Consider the following 15,910-nt stretch of genomic DNA (forward strand, 5'->3'; position numbering starts at 1 on the left):
GACTTCGGGGAGGAAGACCATGAAACACACGCGACGCAATCGCCTGCTGGGCGGCGCGGCCATGACGGCGGCGCTGGCCTTTGCGGGAGCCGCCATGGCGCAGGACGCCGTGCCGGGTGCGCAGGATCCCGAGGTCACGCAGGTCGACGACATCGTCGTCGTCGGCACCAACATCCGCGGGGCGCGCACGACGGCGGCCCTGCCGGTGGTGGTGGTCGACGAGGCGCAGGTCGACGCCACCGGGGCGGTGTCGGGCGACGAGCTGCTGCGGACCATTCCGCAAATGGGCGACGTCCTGTTCGACAGCTCGAACAATCCGCAGACGTCCAACGCGGCGCGCGGCGACGTCAACTCGGTCAACCTGCGCTCGCTGGGGGTCGGCAACACCCTGGTCCTGCTGAACGGACGGCGCGTGGTGCAGCACCCGACCAGCCAGGGCACGTCGGACACGGGCACGGTGCCGGTGCTGAGCTACAACTCCAACGCCATTCCGGTGGCGGGCCTGCGACGCACGGAAATCCTGCTGGACGGCGCGGCCGCCATCTACGGGGCCGACGCGGTCGCGGGCGTGGTCAACACCGTGCTGCGCGACAACTATGACGGCCTGACCTTCAGCGCCCGGTACGGCGGCGCGGAGGGGACGAGCATGAGCGAGCTGGACCTGAACATGTTCGCCGGCCGCAACTTCGACCGGGGGAACCTGTCGGTGTTCGTGAACTACACCGACCGCACGGCGCTGCTGGCGTCGGATCAGGACTTCACGTCGACCGACGACCTGCGGCTGCTCTTCGCCGACTATCCGGACTTCGCCGGGCTCAGCGTGCTGGACGGGCGCTCGTCGAACACGCCCTGGGCGCGGCTGAGCGTGGGCGCGCGGCCGACGATCCGCTCCAACGGAACGGCGGTGACCAACACCTCGGGCCAGTTCCGCTACCAGCCGTCGACCTTCGGCTGCGGCGTCAACGTGGGCGGCGGCGTCTGCATCTCCAGCGGCAACCACAACTTCAACACCACCAACCGCGAGATGCGGTACGACACGCGCTACGGCACGACGGTGCGTCCGACGGTCGAGCGTCTGAACGTCTATTTCACCGGCCGCTATGAGCTGGACAACGGCGTCGAGGCGTTCGGCGAGGTGGGCTTCTATGCCGCCGAGAGCCGCGCCGTGCAGCCGCCGGTGGTCAATCTGAACCAGATCTGGATCCCGGCCAGCAACTACTGGAACCCCTTCGGTCCCGTGACCTTCGCCAACGGTCAGGCCAACCCGAACCGTCTGCCCGGTCTGACGGGCGTGCCGGCGGCGGGTCTGCCCGTGCTGATGACCAACTACCGCTACGTCGACGCCGGCTTCCAGGAGGTGAAGGTCCAGAATTGGCAGTCGCGCTTCCTCGGCGGCTTCCGTGGCGAGTGGGGCAGCTACGACTGGGAGACGGCGCTGCTGTACTCCGAGGCGGAGGCCGAGGACTCGTCCCCGAACATCAACATGACCCTGCTGCAGCAGCAGCTGGCCCTGTCGACGCCCGAGGCCTACAACCCGTTCGGCGGCGGCTGCGTGGACACGCCGAGCTACGGCGACTGCAACCCCAGCTCGCCGGCCGCGATCGACGCCGTGACCTTCGACCTCAAGCGGATTTCGCGCACCACCCTGACGCTGGCGGACTTCCGCCTGTCGCGGGCCGACATGTTCCAGCTGCCCGCCGGACCGGTGGGCATGGCCTTCGGTCTGGAGGTGCGCCGCGAGACCCAGTCCGACGATCGCGACGAGAACCTGGACGGAACCTTCACCTTCACCGACATGGTGACGGGGGCGACCAACCTGTCGAACGTGGCGGCGGTGAGCCCGAACCCCGACACCGAAGGCAGCCGCACCGTCGGCTCGGCCTACATCGAATTCGCGGTGCCGCTGGTGTCGCCGGAGATGAACATTCCGCTGGTGCGCGCGATCGACGTGCAGATCGCGGGGCGGTTCGAGCACTACTCGGACTTCGGCTCCGTCGGCAGCCCCAAGGTCGCCGTGGCCTGGGACGTGGTGGACGGCCTGCGGCTGCGGGGCTCCTATTCTGAAGGCTTCCGCGCGCCGAATCTGGAGCAGACCAACGCGACGCAGTATGCGCGTCTGGCCAGCGGCGTGGACTACGTGCGCTGCGAGGCGGACCTGCGCGCGGGCCGCATCTCGAACTTCGGTCAGTGCACGCAGAACACGTCGAGCCTGTCGCTGCTGGTGGCGGGCAATCCGGACCTGGATCCGGAGACGAGCGTCAACCAGTCGTACGGACTGGTGTTCCAGCCCACCTTCATCCCGGCGGAGTTCGGCGCCTTCACCTTCACGATCGACCGCTGGAAGATCGAGCAGGAGGACATCGTCGGCCTGCTGGGCGCGCAGACGGCGCTGGCGCTGGACTACTATTTCCGCGTCAACGGGCAGAGCAATCCGCTGGTCAACCGCGCGCCGGTCGACGCCGACGACCTGACGCTGTTCGCGGGAACCGGCCTGACGCCCGCGGGGGAGGCCATCTCGGTCAACGACAGCTTCATCAACCTGCAGCCCCAGACGGTCAGCGGGCTGGACATGGCCGCCTACTGGACGCTGGACGACACGCCGTGGGGCAGCTTCGACGTCAGCGTCAACGCGACCAAGCTCGAGGAATTCACGCGCGATCCCGGGCCCATCGTGAACCTGCTGTATGAGGCGCGCGACGCGGGCACGATCAACGCCGGGACGACCCTGCCGGACCCGTCGGACCTGATCGGCCAGAACGGCCGCCCGGAATGGAAGGTGTCGAGCACCTTCACCTGGGACGCCGGTCCGTGGCGGGCGGGCCTGTCGAGCCAGTACGTCAGCGGCTTCGTGCAGCCGTCGCTTCTGGGCGCGTCGAACACGCCGTTCGAGGTGGAGTCGCAGACCGTCTACAATCTGTACGGCCAGTACGAGTTCGAGGACTCTACCCGCGTGCGGCTGGGCGTCCGCGATCTGACGGATGAGGGTCCGCCGCTGGCCGAAGGCGGCTATCGTGGGTCCGTGCACCAGCCCTGGGGCCGCTATTGGTACGTCAATGTCCGGCGCTCGTTCTGATCTGAAGTTCGCTCAAGGCGCCCGGGCCGCGTTGTGCGGACTGGGCGCCGCCCTGGCGGTTCTGGCCGCCTGCGCGCCCGTGGGGGCCTCGGCGACCGGACAATCCGGGGGGAGCCTGATTCACGACGTCGGTGGAACCGCGCAGCGGTCCCCTCTCGGTCGATCAGGCTTCGCGCCCGACGCCCCCACGCCGGTCGACTGTCCGCGGTCGGTCGGACGCGAGGTGCGCTGCTTCGCCCTGAAGGACGAGGCCGGGGCCTGGCTGGTCATCGCCCTGCCCGACGCCTGGAATGGACGGCTGATCGTGCACGCCCACGGCGGTCCCCGCACGTCGGAGCCGGCGGCGGAGGACGGGCTGGAGGATCTGGACCGGTTCGCCGTCATGGTCCGTCGCGGCTACGCCTGGATCGGCTCGACCTATCGCCGGCCGGGCTATGGTGTGCGGTCGGCGGCGGAGGACGTGGAGCGCAGCCGGAAGGTCTTCTGGAGCCTGCACGGGCGCCCGACGATGACGCTGCTGCACGGTCAGTCGTGGGGCGGCAACGTCGCCGCCAAGACGGCGGAGCTCTACGGCCGGGGCGAGGACGGGAGCCTGTCCTACGACGGCGTGCTGCTGACCAACGGCGTCGTCAACGGCGGCACGCGCGCCTATCAGTTCCGCGCCGACCTGAGGGTCGTCTGGCAGTATTTCTGCCGCAACCATCCAGCGCCGTCCGATCCGCAGTATCCGGTGTGGCAGGGGCTGCCGGCGGGCGCGACGATGAGCCGGGCGGAGCTGAGGCGCCGGGTCGAGGCCTGCACCGGCATCGGCCTGTCGGCCCGCGACCGGACGGCGGCGCAGACGCAGAGAAAGCGGCAGATCCTGTCCGTGACCGGCCTGCAGGAGGACGAGCTGATCTCTCACCTGACCTGGGCGACCTTCCTGTTTCAGGACCTGGTCCAGGTGCGGCTGGGCGGCCGCAATCCGTTCGACAACGCGACGCGCGTGTATTCCGGATCCGCCGACGACGTCGCCCTGAACGCCGGGATCGAGCGCTTCAAGGCGGACCCGGAGGCGGTCGCCATGCTGGCCCACGACGCGGATCTGACGGGCGCGATCATGGCGCCGACGCTGACGGTCCACGCCCTGCACGATCCCACGGTCTTTCACTCGGCCGAGGCCGTCTATGCGCAGACCGTGGCCGCCGCCGGGAAGTCGGACCTGCTCGTTCAGGTCACGACGGACGAGGACCAGCACAGCAAGCTGGAGGACGCGACCTATCTGACGGCGCTGTCCGCGCTGGAAGAGTGGATCGCCACCGGGCGGCGGCCGGACGCGACGGCGTTCCAGTCCCGGTGCGTGGCGGCCGGGTTCGGCCCCTGCCGGTTCATGACGCCCTGAGCGGAAGGCGGGTCCCGCCGCATCCGCAGTTTCGACCTGACCGTAAATGACGGCGAGGGACGGGGCGTTGCGATCCGACGGGTTCGGATCGATCCTGTCCGCAGGATCGCGACACACGCATGCAGGACGCCTCGCACACCGACTGGAAGATCCGCACCGCCGTGCGGATGAAGCCCGGCGAATTGGTCGTCGTGACGGTGGAGGTCGAGAACGGCCTGTACGGCGAGATGCCGGGCGTCGATCTGTTCGTCGCCTGGCAGGACGGCATCACGGCCGCCGCCGCCGAACGGTTCGCCCTGCAGCAGATGTCGGAGATGTGCGCGGCCCTGTCGCGCGAGGCGCAGCGGCGTCTGAAGTCGGGCGAGAACTGAGCGCCGTTGCAAGCCGGCCGCCGTCGTGATGCAAGGCCTGCACATCATGCGGAGAGATCGATCATGTCGTTGAACGGGCGCGTCGCCATCGTCACGGGCGCGGGGGGCGGACTGGGGCGCGAGCACGCTCTTTATCTGGCGTCCCAGGGGGCCGCGGTCGTGGTCAACGACATGAACCCCGATGCGGCGGCGGCCGTCACGGCCGAGATCGAGGCGGCGGGCGGCGAGGCGCTGGCGGTGGCGGCGTCGGTGACCGACGAAGCCGCGGTCGCGGACATGGTGGCGAAGACCATGGACCGCTGGGGCCGGGTCGACGTGCTGGTCAACAACGCCGGCATCCTGAGGGACAAGAGCTTCGGCAAGATGGATCTGGCCGACTTCCGCCTGATCGTGGACGTGCACCTGATGGGCGCGGTGATCTGCACCAGGGCGGTGTGGGAGATCATGCGGACGCAGGACCACGGACGCATCGTCATGACGACGTCGTCGTCGGGTCTCTACGGCAACTTTGGACAGGCCAACTACTGCGCGGCCAAGATGGCGCTGGTCGGCCTGATGCAGACGCTGGCCATCGAGGGCGAGAAGTACGGCATCCGCGTCAACTGCCTGGCGCCCACGGCGGCGACCGGGATGACCGAAGGCCTGCTGCCGCCGCAGGCGCTGGAGCGTCTGAACCCGAAGCTGGTCAGCCCGGCGCTGCTGCTGCTGTGCGGCGACGAGGCGCCGACGCGGGCGGTGGTCTGCGCCGGAGCCGGGCATTTCGCGCGCGCCTACGTCACCCTCACGCAGGGCCAGTTCATCGGCGGCGGCGAGGACGCTGGACAGCGTCTGGTCGCGGCCTGGGATCAGGTCTCCGATCGGGAAGGCGAACTCGTGCCGGCCTACGGCCTGACGCAAGCCGAGCGCGAAGTGACCATCGCCGGGACGCACGAGGGGCAGGCCGGGTCCTGATCGCACAGGAACCCCGCACGCCCCCGCGGGTTGCCCCTCCTGAAGCTTGACCGCGGGCGAGGAGGGCGGCGCGCATGATCTGGACGCCCTATTGCGGGCCGGGGCCGGTTCCCGCGGAGCTGTGGACCCGGTGGAACGGCGATCCCCTGCTGCTGGCGGGTCTGGCCGCGACGGCGGCGGGGCTGGTCTGGGCGGCGCGTCGACAGGGCGGCGAGCAGGGGGCGGCGTGGGCGGCCGTCGGCCTTCTGACCGTCAGTTTCGTCTCGCCCCTGTGCGCGCTGAGCTCGGCGCTGTTCACCGCCCGCACGGCGCATCACCTGCTGCTGATCCTGGGTGCGGCGCCGCTGATCGCCCTGCTGCTGACCGGCGGGCGCGACGCGGCCCGCCCCCTGGTCGCCGCCGTGGTTCATGCCACCGTCTTCTGGATCTGGCATGCCCCCGCCGCCTATGCCGCGGCCCTGTCCCACGACGGCGTCTACTGGACGATGCAGATCAGTCTGCTGGCGTCGGCCGTATGGTTCTGGCGCGAGACCTTCCGCGCCGGCTTCGTTCACGCGGCGGCGGGGCTGCTGGCCGTCACGGTGCAGATGGGCCTGCTGGGGGCCGTGCTGACCTTTTCGGAGGTGGCGGTCTATGCGCCCCATTTCGCCACGACCTCCGTGTGGGGCCTGAGCCCGGTCGAGGATCAGCGGCTGGCGGGGCTGATCATGTGGGCTCCCGCCGCCGGGGCCTATCTGGCGGCGGCGCTGTGGGTCATGGGCCTGGGGCTGCGTCGCCGGGCGGTCGCCGCATGATCGACCGGCTGATCGGCACGGCGCTGGAATGGGCGGCCGGGCATCACGACGAGGGACGCTATTCGCCCGTCGCCATCCTGTTTCACTGGACCATGGCGGCGCTGATCCTGTTCCAGCTGGGGCTGGGCTTCGTGATGACGCGACTGGACGTGGGCGGGCAGAAGCTGGCGGCCTACGACCTGCACTATGCCGTCGGCGTGCTGATGCTGGTGCTGGCCATGGGGCGCGGCGCCTGGCGGGCCCTCGCCCCCGGTCCGATCAACGACGCCGACAAGCCGGGATGGGAGACGACGGCCGCCCGGCTGACGCACGGCGTCTTCTACGTCTGCCTGTTCGGCCTGCCGCTGACCGGCTGGTTCCTGATCTCGGCGACGGCCCCCGAGCAGAGGTTCACGGTCGCCGGGCTGATCCCGTGGCCCGCCGTGCCCATGGGAGAGCTCGGCTTCGAAAGCCGCTGGGCCCTGGGGACCGTGGCGGAGGCGATGCACGTCGGCCTGGTGTGGGCGTTGATCGTGATGCTGCCCCTTCACGTGGGCGGGGCGGTGAAGCATCAGCTCATCGATCGGGACGACGTGCTGCACGGGATGCTGCCGGTCGTTCCCGTGCCGACGCGGCGGCGGACGCGGTGGGCTCGGCGCTGGCGGGCGATGGAACAGTGGGTCCGCGCGAAAGCCAGAGCGCGATTGCCCGACTTTCTGGTTCCGAAAGCCCGGCGACGGCGGTCCGCATGACGCCGCCCGGGTCGTTCCGACGTTTCCCCGAGCGCCAGCGATCGATCTGTTCCAGCACATAGTCGGCCGGCTGGCCCGACACCGCCGGCATGCCCGCGCCCGCGCCCGCCCCGTCGACGCCGTGACAGGAGGCGCAGGAATGCGGCCCCCGGAACCAGGCGGCGGGTGCGGGCCCACCCGCCGCTTCCGCCCGCGGCGGCGGCAGGGCGGCGTAGAAGGCGGCGACCCGGGCGCGTTCCCCGGAGTCCAGCCGCCGGGCGATCGGCGCCATGACGGGGTCGGGGCGCAGGCCGGATCCGTAGTCGGTCAGCTGTTTGATCAGGTCGCCGGCGTCGGCCCCGGCCAGCCGCGGCGCGGCGCCGTCCCCTTCGCCGCGCAGTCCGTGGCAGCTGAAGCAGGCGTGGGCCGGGCCGGCGTCGCCGCCGCCCAAAGCGATCGTCTCGCCGTCCCGCGACAGCCGGCGGCCGATGGAATCGTCGGCGGGCTCGCACGCGGCCAGGAGCAGGGCGAACATCAGGAACGGCAAAGGTCGCACGCGGCCTTCAACCCGCGAATGCGGAGCGGCGTTCCGGAACCGCATCCGTCCCGGGGCTTTGTACGGTCAAGCTGGGCGGGACCGGATGGGGCGTGGACAGATCGCGACGCGGGCAATGGGGATCGGAATGGCGGTCGCGGTCGCGGCGTGCGCCGATCCCGGCCCGGCGCCGCGCACGGTCACGGGCGGCGACGCGGCGCGGGGCCTGGTGGTAATGGAGCGCGTCGGCTGCGCGGCCTGTCACGAGGTTCCGGGCATCGACTGGCCGAGAGGGACGGCGGGCGGCTCGCTTGCGGGCTTCGCCGACCGGCCGATGATCGCCGGCCGGGCGCCCAATCGGCCCGACGTGCTGGTGCGCTGGATCCGCGACGCGCCGTCCGTCGCGCCCGACGTGGCCATGCCGGCCATGCCCCTGACCGAAGCGGAGGCGCGGGACCTGGCCGCCTGGCTGTACGAGCAGCACGATGACTGACCGCGCCTTCAGCGGCTGGCCGCCGCCGGCGCTGGATCCGGCAGGCCCCTTCGCCGAGGGCGTGGAGGGCCTGTCGTGGGCCCTGCTGGCGATGGGCGCGATCGTGTCGCTGATCGTTTTCGTGGCGCTGGGGCTCGCGCTCTTCGGGCCGCGGTCGTGGCGAAAGCGGCTGGGATCGGGGTGGATGATCCTGGGCGCCGGGCTGGCCTTTCCGGCGGTGGTGATCGGGGCCTTTCTGGTGCTCGGTCTTCGCGACATGCGCGACCTGACGGGACCGGCGCCGCCCGGCGAGATGCGGGTGCGGATCGTCGGCGAGATGTGGTGGTGGCGAGTCGTCTATCTGGACGCAGAGGGGCGCGAGCTCTTCCACGACGCCAACGAGCTGGTCCTGCCGGTCGGGCGACCGGTCACGCTGGAGCTGGAGAGCGCGGACGTGGTGCACAGCTTCTGGGTCCCGCGGCTGGCCGGCAAGGTCGACATGGTTCCCGGCCGCCGCAATCTGATGCGGGTGCAGGCGGATCAGGCGGGCGCTTTCGGGGGGCAGTGCGCGGAGTACTGCGGCGGGCCGCACGCCCTGATGGGCCTGGTCGTGGTCGCCCGTCCGGCGGCGGAGTTCGACGCGTGGATGGCGGGGCAGACTGCTCCCCGCACCCCCGTTCCGCACCCTGGAGCCGAGGTGTTCCGCTCTTCGGGCTGCGGCGCCTGTCATACGATCCGGGGGACGGAAGCCAATGGACTGGCCGGGCCCGACCTGACGCGCGTGGGCGCCCGCCGGACGCTGGGCGCCGGCATCCTGCCGAACAACGCCGGCACGCTGGGCGGATGGATTTCGGACAGCCAGGCGATCAAGCCCGGCAACCGCATGCCGGCCTATCCCATGCTGACCCGGCCTGAACTGCGGGCGGTGGTGGAGTATCTGGACGGCCTTCAGTGAGGTCCGAGACCGGCTTCGACGCGCGTCTGTACGGGCGCTTTCCCACGCAGGGCGATCGGCCGGAGGGGGAGCTGGAGGCGCTGGAGCGCGAGTGGTGCGGCCCGCGCAGCTGGACCGAGTGGATCACCGCCATCAACAACAACTACGTCGGCGTCTACTACCTAGGCGCGGCCATGTTGTTCTTCGTGCTGGCCGGGGTGCTGGCGCTGCTGGTGCGGACCCAGCTGGCCGTGCCGATGAACGGCTTTCTGGGACCGGAGGCCTACAACCAGATCTTCACCATGCACGGCACGGTGATGATGTTCCTGTTCGCCGTGCCGGCGGTCGAGGCGCTGGGCGTGCTGATGCTGCCGCAGATGCTGGGCGCGCGCGATCTGCCGTTTCCGCGGCTGAGCGCCTATGCCTTCTGGGCCTATCTGATCGGCGGGCTGTGCTTCTTCGCCTCGCTGTTCTTCGGCCTGGCGCCTGACGGCGGGTGGTTCATGTATCCGCCGCTGACGTCGAAGACCTTCTCGCCGGAGATCAACGCCGACTTCTGGCTGCTGGGCATCGGCTTCATCGAAATCTCGGCCATCGCCGGGGCCATCGAGATCATCGTGGGCGTGCTGCGCACCCGGGCGCCGGGCATGACCCTGGACCGGCTGCCGATCTTCGCCTGGGCCATGCTGATCTTCGCGGTGATGATCATCGTCGCCTTCCCCTCGATCATCCTGGGGACCCTGCTTCTGGAGCTGGAGCGCGCCTTCGGCTGGCCGTTCTTCGATCCGGTGATGGGGGGCGATCCGCTGCTGTGGCAGCACCTGTTCTGGTTCTTCGGCCACCCCGAGGTCTACATCATCTTCCTGCCGGCCGCGGGGGCGATGTCGACCATCATCCCGGCCATGGCCAGGACGCCGCTGGTCGGACACCGCCTGGTCGTTCTGGCCATGATCGCCACGGGCTTCATCGCCTTCGGGGTCTGGTCGCACCACATGTTCACGACGGGGATGCCGATCCCGTCGGTGGCCCTGTTCAGCGCGGCGTCGGCGGCGGTCAGCCTGCCGGCGGGGATCCAGGTCTTCGCCTGGATCGCGACGGTGGCGGCCAGCCGGAAGTTCAGGCTGCGGACGCCGGGCCTGTTCGCGCTGGGCGGGCTGCTGATCTTCGTCATGGGCGGCCTGAGCGGCGTCATGGTCGCCATGGTCCCCTTCGACTGGCAGGCGCACGACAGCTACTTCATCGTCGCCCACCTGCACTATGTGCTGATCGGCGGCATGGTCTTTCCGCTGTTCGCGGCGATCTACTACTGGACGCCGATGACGAGCAGCCGGCCGCTGTCGGAGAGATGGGGCAAATGGGCGTTCTGGCTGATGTTCGCCGGAACGCACGTCACCTTCCTGCCCATGCATCTGACGGGGCTGATGGGGATGCCGCGACGGGTCTGGACCTATCTGCCGGACCGGGGCTGGGACGCGATCAATCTGCTTTCTACCGTCGGCTCCTTCATGATCGGGGTGGGCGTCCTGCTCTGGATCATCGACATGTGCCGCAACTTCCGGCCGTTCGGACCGAAGGACGCGGGCAACGTCTTCGACGGGCCGGGTCTGGAGTGGCTGCCGACCGGGCTGTATTCGGTGCGCTCGATCCCGGTCGTGCGCGGCCGCGAGCCGATGTGGGACCAGCCGGGACTGGCCCGGGAGGTCGAGCAGGGACGGTGGTTCCTGCCCGGGGTGGCGACCAGCGGGCGCGAGACGATCGTGACGAGCACGGTCGAGGCGGAGCCCCAGCAGCTTCTGCGGCTGCCCAAGCCCAGCGGCTGGCACGTCTGGGCGGCGATCTTCACCGCCGCGGCCTTCCTGCTGCTGACGGTCCAGGCCTACTGGCCGGCCGCGGTCAGCGCGGTGCTGGCCGTCTACTGCCTGGTGCGGTGGTGCTGGTTTCTGGATCATCCGATCGCGGCGAAGACGGCCGACGTGGGCGCGGGAATCCGCCTGCCGACCTACGGGCGGGGCCCCTCAAGCCTGGGGTGGTGGGCCACGGTCATCACCCTGATCGTGTCGGGCATGGTCACGGCCCTGACGGCCTTCGCCTACGTGTTCCTGTGGAGCCGGCGTTCGGACCTCTGGATCGCGCCGCCGGATCCGGTCTGGCTGGCGGCGATCGCCGTCGCGGCGCTGGCCGGCGGGGCGCTTGCGTGGGGCGGGGTGCGGCTGCTGGACGCCGGGCGGACGTGGGCGTCGGCCCTGACCATGAGTCTGGCCGGCCTGCTGGTCACCGCGTCGTTCGGGCTGGATCTGTGGAGCTGGCTGGAGGCCGGGCTGAAACCGGACGCCTCGCCGCAAGGCGCCGCCGTCTACGGCTTCATGGCGTGGCAGGGAGCGTTCGTGCTGACGGTCCTGATCATGACCCTATATGCCCCCCTGCGGCGCGCCTGCGGCGTCTGGACGATCACCCGTCCGGCGACGGCGGAGGTCATGGCGCTGACGATCTCCTTCACCGCCGCGCAGGGGGCGCTGCCCGCCCTGCTGACGCGCCTGTTTCCGGGGATGTGAGGTGGCGCGGTGGATCCTGTATCTCGCGCCGTGGCTGATCTGGACGGCGCATTTTCTCGGGCTCTACGTGGTGTGGAGCGTCGAGGATCTCGCCGGAGGCTCCGCGACGGCGTGGCGGATCGCGGCCGCCGTCTTCGGGGCGGCGTGCGCGGCCGGCTGCGTGCTCTGCACGGTCGCGATCTGGCGGGGACGCGCGCGCTCCCGCCAGGGCGAGGGCGGGCGGCTGATGTCCGACCTCGCGGGGCTGGGCGGCGTGATCGCCGCCCTGGCGGTTCTGTTCCAGAGCCTGCCGGCCGCCTTCGTCTGACGGTCAGCCGGCGGCCGCCACAGGAGCCGCGGGCGCGGCGGCGCGGGCCGTCGGCGCCACGCGCCAGATGACGTTGGACAGGTCGTCGGCCACGTAGAGGACGCCCGATCGCGCGTCGAACAGGACGCCGACCGGCCGGCCGCGGGCCTTCCCGTCGGCGATGAAGCCGGTGAGGAAGTCGACCGGATCGCCCGCGGGCCGGCCGCCGGCGAACGGCACCCAGACCACCTTGTAGCCGGACAGATCCTGACGGTTCCAGCTGCCATGCTGTCCGATGAAGGCGCCCTGCGAGAACCGGCCGCCGAAGCCGCCCCCCGTGGCGAAGCTGAGGCCCAGCGCCGCGACGTGCGACCCGAGGGCATAGTCCGGCGTGACCGCAGTCCGGACCAGATCGGGCCGCGCCGGTCGCACGCGCGGGTCGATGTTCTTGCCCCAGTAGGAGTAGGGCCAGCCGTAGAAGGCGCCGTCGCGCACGGAGGTCAGGTAGTCGGGCACCAGCTGCGGGCCCAGCTCGTCGCGCTCGTTGACGACGGCCCAGAGCTGCGACGTCGTCGGCTCTATGGCGAGCGCTGTCGGGTTGCGGATGCCCGTGGCGATCGTGCGACGCGCGCCCGTCGCGCGATCGATCTCCCACACGACGGCGCGCTCCTCCTCCACCGCCATGCCGCGCTCGCCGACGTTGGAGTTGGAGCCGATGCCGACGTACAGCTTCGTGCCGTCGGCGCTGGCCGTCAGGGCCTTGGTCCAGTGGTGGTTCAGCTGTGACGGAAGCTTTGTCACCTCTTCGGGCTCCGACGTGATCCGCGTCTGGCCGGGCGTCCACGGCACGCGCACCAGGGCGTCCTGGTTGGCGACGTAGATGTAGCCGTCGACGAAGGCCAGGCCGTAGGGCGCGTCGAGGTTCTCCAGCAGGACGGACTTCACCTCCGGGCGGCCGTCGCCGTCGGCGTCGCGCAGCAGGGTGACGCGGTCGCCGCCCGGAACCTGGGTGTTGCCGCGCTTCTTGATCATGCCGGCGATGACGTCCTTGGGCCGCAGGGCCGGGGCGCCGCCGCCGCGTCCCTCGGCCACCAGCAGGTCGCCGTTCGGCAGCATCAGCATCTGGCGCGGGATGCGCAGATCCGAGGCGAAGGCGGTCACGTTGAAGCCCGCGGGCGCGGTCGGGACCTCGTCGCCCCACGCCGCCGGCGTCGCGATGTTCATCGGCGGGACGAGGGTCTGCTGCATCTCCGGCAGGTCGGGCGTCGCGCCGGTCTGCTTCAGCGCCGGGTCCGAACCGCCGCCGCAGGCTGCGAGCGTCAGGGCGAGACCGCCGAGAAGGAGGGAGCGCAGGGTCATCGGGAAGCCTCCGCCGCGCCGCCGCGGGAATGCAGGATCCACGCCGCGCCCAGGGCCGCGAGCAGGGACAGGATCGAGAGGACGAGACCGGTCGTGCCGACCGAGCTCCAGCCGTCCCTGGAGTGCTGGAAGCTGTTGACCAGTCCGAGCAGGCAGAAGACGAGCACCAGCACGTGGTGCAGCCAGGCGCCGTTCAGCGCCGGGCGGAACCCGGAGCGCACCACCTCGACCAGGGACCAGACGAAGACGCCGGCGCCGCCCAGCAACGCGCCGACGATCGCCCACGCCGAGAAGTTGGTCCACTGCAGCTGTTCGGTCCGCAGGTAGGCGACGTCGGTCGCGAGGGCGAGACTGAACAGAGCGATGGGGAAGGCCATCAGAATCGCGCGCAGGGGGTGCGGCGGACCGTGCCGGAGTCGTTCCAGATCCATTCGTCGTCTCCCGCTGCGGTCGCCGTCCTTGCGGAAAGCGTCACAGCGGGATCGGTTCAGCCCAGGGCGTCAGGAGGCGACGTGCATGGCCTTGGTGGTCGCGTCCTCATCGAGGATGGAGCGCAGACGCGCGGCCAGTGCGGCCCGTTCGTAAGGCTTCTCGATCACCTCGAAGTCATGGGCGTCGCCCAGCGCGGATTCGCCGACGTAGCCCGAGGTCAGCAGAACGTGGAGACCCGGGTGAGCCGCCGTGGCCCGACGCGCCAGCTCGATTCCGTTGACCCCGCCCGGCATGACGACGTCCGAGAACAGCAGGTCGAAGCGCCGCTCCGCCAGTCGCGCCAGGGCCCCGGCCGCGTCCACGGCCACCTCGCAGCGGTATCCGAGGCTCTGGAGCATGTCGAGGCAGACGCTGAGGACGGCCGGATCGTCTTCCACGATCAGCACGCGTTCCGACCCGCCCTGCGTCGCGACGGCCTCTCCGCTGGCCGCGACGGGCTCGGGGCGTTGTTCGGTGAGGGGCAGGGTGAGGTGGAAGGTCGAGCCTTCGCCGACCGCGCTTTCGATGTCGACCTTGCCGCCGGACTGCTTGAGGAAGCCGTACACCTGGGACAGTCCCAGGCCCGAGCCGCGGCCCACCTCCTTGGTGGTGTAGAAGGGCTCGAACAGGCGCTGACGCGTTTCGGCCGTCATGCCCGACCCGGTGTCGGCGACCGAGATCACCCCGTCGCCGTCGTGCCGATTGACCGTGATGGTCAATCGGCCCTCTCCATCCATGGCGTCGCGGGCGTTGACGGCCAGATTGAGCAGGGCGTTCTCCAGCTGGTTGGCGTCCGCCAGCACGTAGACGGGGGAGGGGTGGGGCACGACGTCCAGCGTCACGCCTTCCCCGACCGCCTGCTTCATCAGGGGAGTGAAGCCGTGAATGAGCTGGTTCAGGTCCAGCGGCTCCGGATTGAGCGTCTGACGCCGGGAAAAGGCCAGCAGCTGCCGGGTCAGGGTGTGGCCCCGATCCGCCGCCAGCTTGATCGCCTCCAGCTGCCGCCTCTGCTTCTCGTCCTCTATGCGCCGCATCAGGATGTCGGCGTTGCCGAGCACGACGGTGAGCAGGTTGTTGAAGTCGTGGGCGATGCCGCCCGTCAGCTGGCCGACCGCTTCCATCTTCCGGGCCTGTGAAAGCTGCTCCTCCAGGCGTCGCCGGTCGGTGACGTCCAGCAGGGTGCCCAGAATCTCGCCCTCGCCCTCGAGCTCGCCCGGGACCCAGACGCCCTGATCGAGGAAGGAGCGGTATTCGCCGTCGGCGCACTGCCAGCGGTATTCGCAGGCGTAGGCGCCGGTCTCGCTGGCCTTCATCAGGCAGTCCACCACGCCCTGCACGTCGTCCGGATGGATGCGCCCCAGACCGATCTCCGGCTCGTCGAGGAAACGCGACGGCTCGAAACCCGTGAGCGGCGTGATGCTGTCGCTGACGAACAGGGCCGCGAACGGGTGCAGGGTCGCACGCGAGGTGAAGACGACCGGCAGGGACTTCAGGATCGCGTCCTGGCGTTCGCGCGTCTGGCGCAGTTCCAGCTCCGCGCTCAGACGCGCCTCGGCGTTGGCGGCGTTCTCGCGCAGGAGCTTGTGCCGCTCCTCGGCGCTCCGCGTGATCTCGAGGTTCTTCAGGTGCAGGTCGGCGAGGACGGACACCTTGGCGCGCAGGATGAAGGGATCGACCGGCTTGAAGACCACGTCGACCGCACCGACCTGGTAGGCCTGGAAGATGTGCGCCTCGTCCCGGAACACGGCGGTGACGAAGACGATGGGCGTGTCGCGCGTGCGTGGATGCTCACGGATCAGGCGCGCGGTCTCATAGCCGTCCATGCCGGGCATGTGCAGGTCCAGCAGGATGACCGCGAACTCCTGCGTCAGGAGCAGTCGCAGCGCCTCCTCGCCGGAGCGGGCGACCACCAGTTCGTGACCCAGCACCTCCAGCGCCTCGGTGGCGGCGAAGGCGTTGCGCTCGTCGTCGTCGACGATGAGCACGCGCGCGCGTGGCGGGGCGGCGGCCGGAGTGCGGCG

The 15,910-nt window shown here is 70.4% G+C and carries 13 protein-coding genes and 1 pseudogene; 10 read left to right on the forward strand and 4 right to left on the reverse strand.

Annotated features, from left to right (window positions below; all coding sequences use genetic code 11):
* Positions 1-19: 19 nt before the first annotated feature.
* The 6 genes from VGR32_RS01055 (at position 20) to VGR32_RS01080 (ending at position 7,301) form a co-directional block, all read left to right on the forward strand.
* The gene (locus VGR32_RS01055) at positions 20-3,073 is read left to right on the forward strand and encodes a TonB-dependent receptor plug domain-containing protein (protein ID WP_327447158.1); all 3,054 of its coding nucleotides are present in this window, start codon (positions 20-22) and stop codon (positions 3,071-3,073) included.
* Positions 3,054-4,454, forward strand: a complete 1,401-nt coding sequence (locus VGR32_RS01060) for a hypothetical protein (protein WP_327447160.1) — start codon at positions 3,054-3,056, stop codon at positions 4,452-4,454. The genes VGR32_RS01055 and VGR32_RS01060 overlap by 20 nt, the downstream gene beginning before the upstream one ends.
* 119 nt (positions 4,455-4,573) lie before the next feature.
* On the forward strand, positions 4,574-4,825 hold the full coding sequence (locus VGR32_RS01065) for a hypothetical protein (protein ID WP_327447162.1): 252 nt from the start codon (positions 4,574-4,576) through the stop codon (positions 4,823-4,825).
* A 63-nt stretch (positions 4,826-4,888) separates the two neighbouring features.
* Positions 4,889-5,776, forward strand: coding sequence for an SDR family NAD(P)-dependent oxidoreductase (locus VGR32_RS01070; RefSeq protein ID WP_327447164.1), 888 nt, complete (start codon positions 4,889-4,891; stop codon positions 5,774-5,776).
* Positions 5,777-5,850: 74 nt separating this feature from the next.
* Positions 5,851-6,570: a cytochrome c oxidase assembly protein gene (locus VGR32_RS01075; protein ID WP_327447166.1), complete on the forward strand. Its 720-nt coding sequence runs from the start codon at positions 5,851-5,853 to the stop codon at positions 6,568-6,570.
* Positions 6,567-7,301, forward strand: coding sequence for a cytochrome b (locus VGR32_RS01080; RefSeq protein WP_327447168.1), 735 nt, complete (start codon positions 6,567-6,569; stop codon positions 7,299-7,301). The genes VGR32_RS01075 and VGR32_RS01080 overlap by 4 nt, the downstream gene beginning before the upstream one ends.
* 16 nt (positions 7,302-7,317) lie before the next feature.
* On the opposite strand, the pseudogene VGR32_RS13425 reads toward VGR32_RS01080, so the two are convergent.
* Positions 7,318-7,881: pseudogene (locus tag VGR32_RS13425) on the reverse strand (c-type cytochrome); the annotation flags it as partial.
* Between the two features lie 82 nt (positions 7,882-7,963).
* Here VGR32_RS13425 and VGR32_RS01085 point away from each other — a divergent pair.
* Genes VGR32_RS01085 through VGR32_RS01100 form a run of 4 tightly spaced genes read left to right on the forward strand, consistent with a single transcriptional unit; the run spans position 7,964 to position 12,080 of the window.
* The gene (locus tag VGR32_RS01085) at positions 7,964-8,308 is read left to right on the forward strand and encodes a c-type cytochrome (RefSeq protein ID WP_327447170.1); all 345 of its coding nucleotides are present in this window, start codon (positions 7,964-7,966) and stop codon (positions 8,306-8,308) included.
* Positions 8,301-9,242, forward strand: coding sequence for a cytochrome c oxidase subunit II (locus VGR32_RS01090; RefSeq protein WP_327447172.1), 942 nt, complete (start codon positions 8,301-8,303; stop codon positions 9,240-9,242). Before VGR32_RS01085 ends, VGR32_RS01090 begins: the two co-directional genes overlap by 8 nt.
* Positions 9,239-11,773, forward strand: coding sequence for a cbb3-type cytochrome c oxidase subunit I (locus VGR32_RS01095; RefSeq protein WP_327447174.1), 2,535 nt, complete (start codon positions 9,239-9,241; stop codon positions 11,771-11,773). The genes VGR32_RS01090 and VGR32_RS01095 overlap by 4 nt, the downstream gene beginning before the upstream one ends.
* A 1-nt stretch (position 11,774) precedes the next feature.
* Positions 11,775-12,080, forward strand: a complete 306-nt coding sequence (locus VGR32_RS01100; RefSeq protein ID WP_327447176.1) for a hypothetical protein — start codon at positions 11,775-11,777, stop codon at positions 12,078-12,080.
* A gap of 3 nt (positions 12,081-12,083) precedes the next feature.
* Here the strand turns inward: VGR32_RS01100 and VGR32_RS01105 are convergent, their stop codons facing one another.
* The 3 genes from VGR32_RS01105 to VGR32_RS01115 all read right to left on the reverse strand — a co-directional run bounded on the left by VGR32_RS01105 (position 12,084) and on the right by VGR32_RS01115 (position 15,874).
* The gene (locus tag VGR32_RS01105; protein ID WP_327447178.1) at positions 12,084-13,418 is read right to left on the reverse strand and encodes a sorbosone dehydrogenase family protein; all 1,335 of its coding nucleotides are present in this window, start codon (positions 13,416-13,418) and stop codon (positions 12,084-12,086) included.
* Entirely contained in the window at positions 13,415-13,849 is a 435-nt protein-coding gene (locus tag VGR32_RS01110) for a DUF2231 domain-containing protein (RefSeq protein WP_327447180.1), read from the reverse strand. Before VGR32_RS01110 ends, VGR32_RS01105 begins: the two co-directional genes overlap by 4 nt.
* Before the next feature lie 69 nt (positions 13,850-13,918).
* Positions 13,919-15,874, reverse strand: a complete 1,956-nt coding sequence (locus VGR32_RS01115) for a response regulator (protein ID WP_327447182.1) — start codon at positions 15,872-15,874, stop codon at positions 13,919-13,921.
* Between the last annotated feature and the right edge of the window lie 36 nt (positions 15,875-15,910).

This window comes from Brevundimonas sp. (genome assembly GCF_035935935.1).
Classification (GTDB): domain Bacteria; phylum Pseudomonadota; class Alphaproteobacteria; order Caulobacterales; family Caulobacteraceae; genus Brevundimonas.

Coding starts and splice junctions, on each gene's coding strand:
- VGR32_RS01055 (WP_327447158.1), top strand. CDS start 20: ATGAAACACACGCGACGCAATCGCCTGCTGGGCGGCGCGGCCATGACG.
- VGR32_RS01060 (WP_327447160.1), top strand. CDS start 3,054: ATGTCCGGCGCTCGTTCTGATCTGAAGTTCGCTCAAGGCGCCCGGGCC.
- VGR32_RS01065 (WP_327447162.1), top strand. CDS start 4,574: ATGCAGGACGCCTCGCACACCGACTGGAAGATCCGCACCGCCGTGCGG.
- VGR32_RS01070 (WP_327447164.1), top strand. CDS start 4,889: ATGTCGTTGAACGGGCGCGTCGCCATCGTCACGGGCGCGGGGGGCGGA.
- VGR32_RS01075 (WP_327447166.1), top strand. CDS start 5,851: ATGATCTGGACGCCCTATTGCGGGCCGGGGCCGGTTCCCGCGGAGCTG.
- VGR32_RS01080 (WP_327447168.1), top strand. CDS start 6,567: ATGATCGACCGGCTGATCGGCACGGCGCTGGAATGGGCGGCCGGGCAT.
- VGR32_RS01085 (WP_327447170.1), top strand. CDS start 7,964: ATGGCGGTCGCGGTCGCGGCGTGCGCCGATCCCGGCCCGGCGCCGCGC.
- VGR32_RS01090 (WP_327447172.1), top strand. CDS start 8,301: ATGACTGACCGCGCCTTCAGCGGCTGGCCGCCGCCGGCGCTGGATCCG.
- VGR32_RS01105 (WP_327447178.1), bottom strand. CDS start 13,418: ATGACCCTGCGCTCCCTCCTTCTCGGCGGTCTCGCCCTGACGCTCGCA.
- VGR32_RS01110 (WP_327447180.1), bottom strand. CDS start 13,849: ATGGATCTGGAACGACTCCGGCACGGTCCGCCGCACCCCCTGCGCGCG.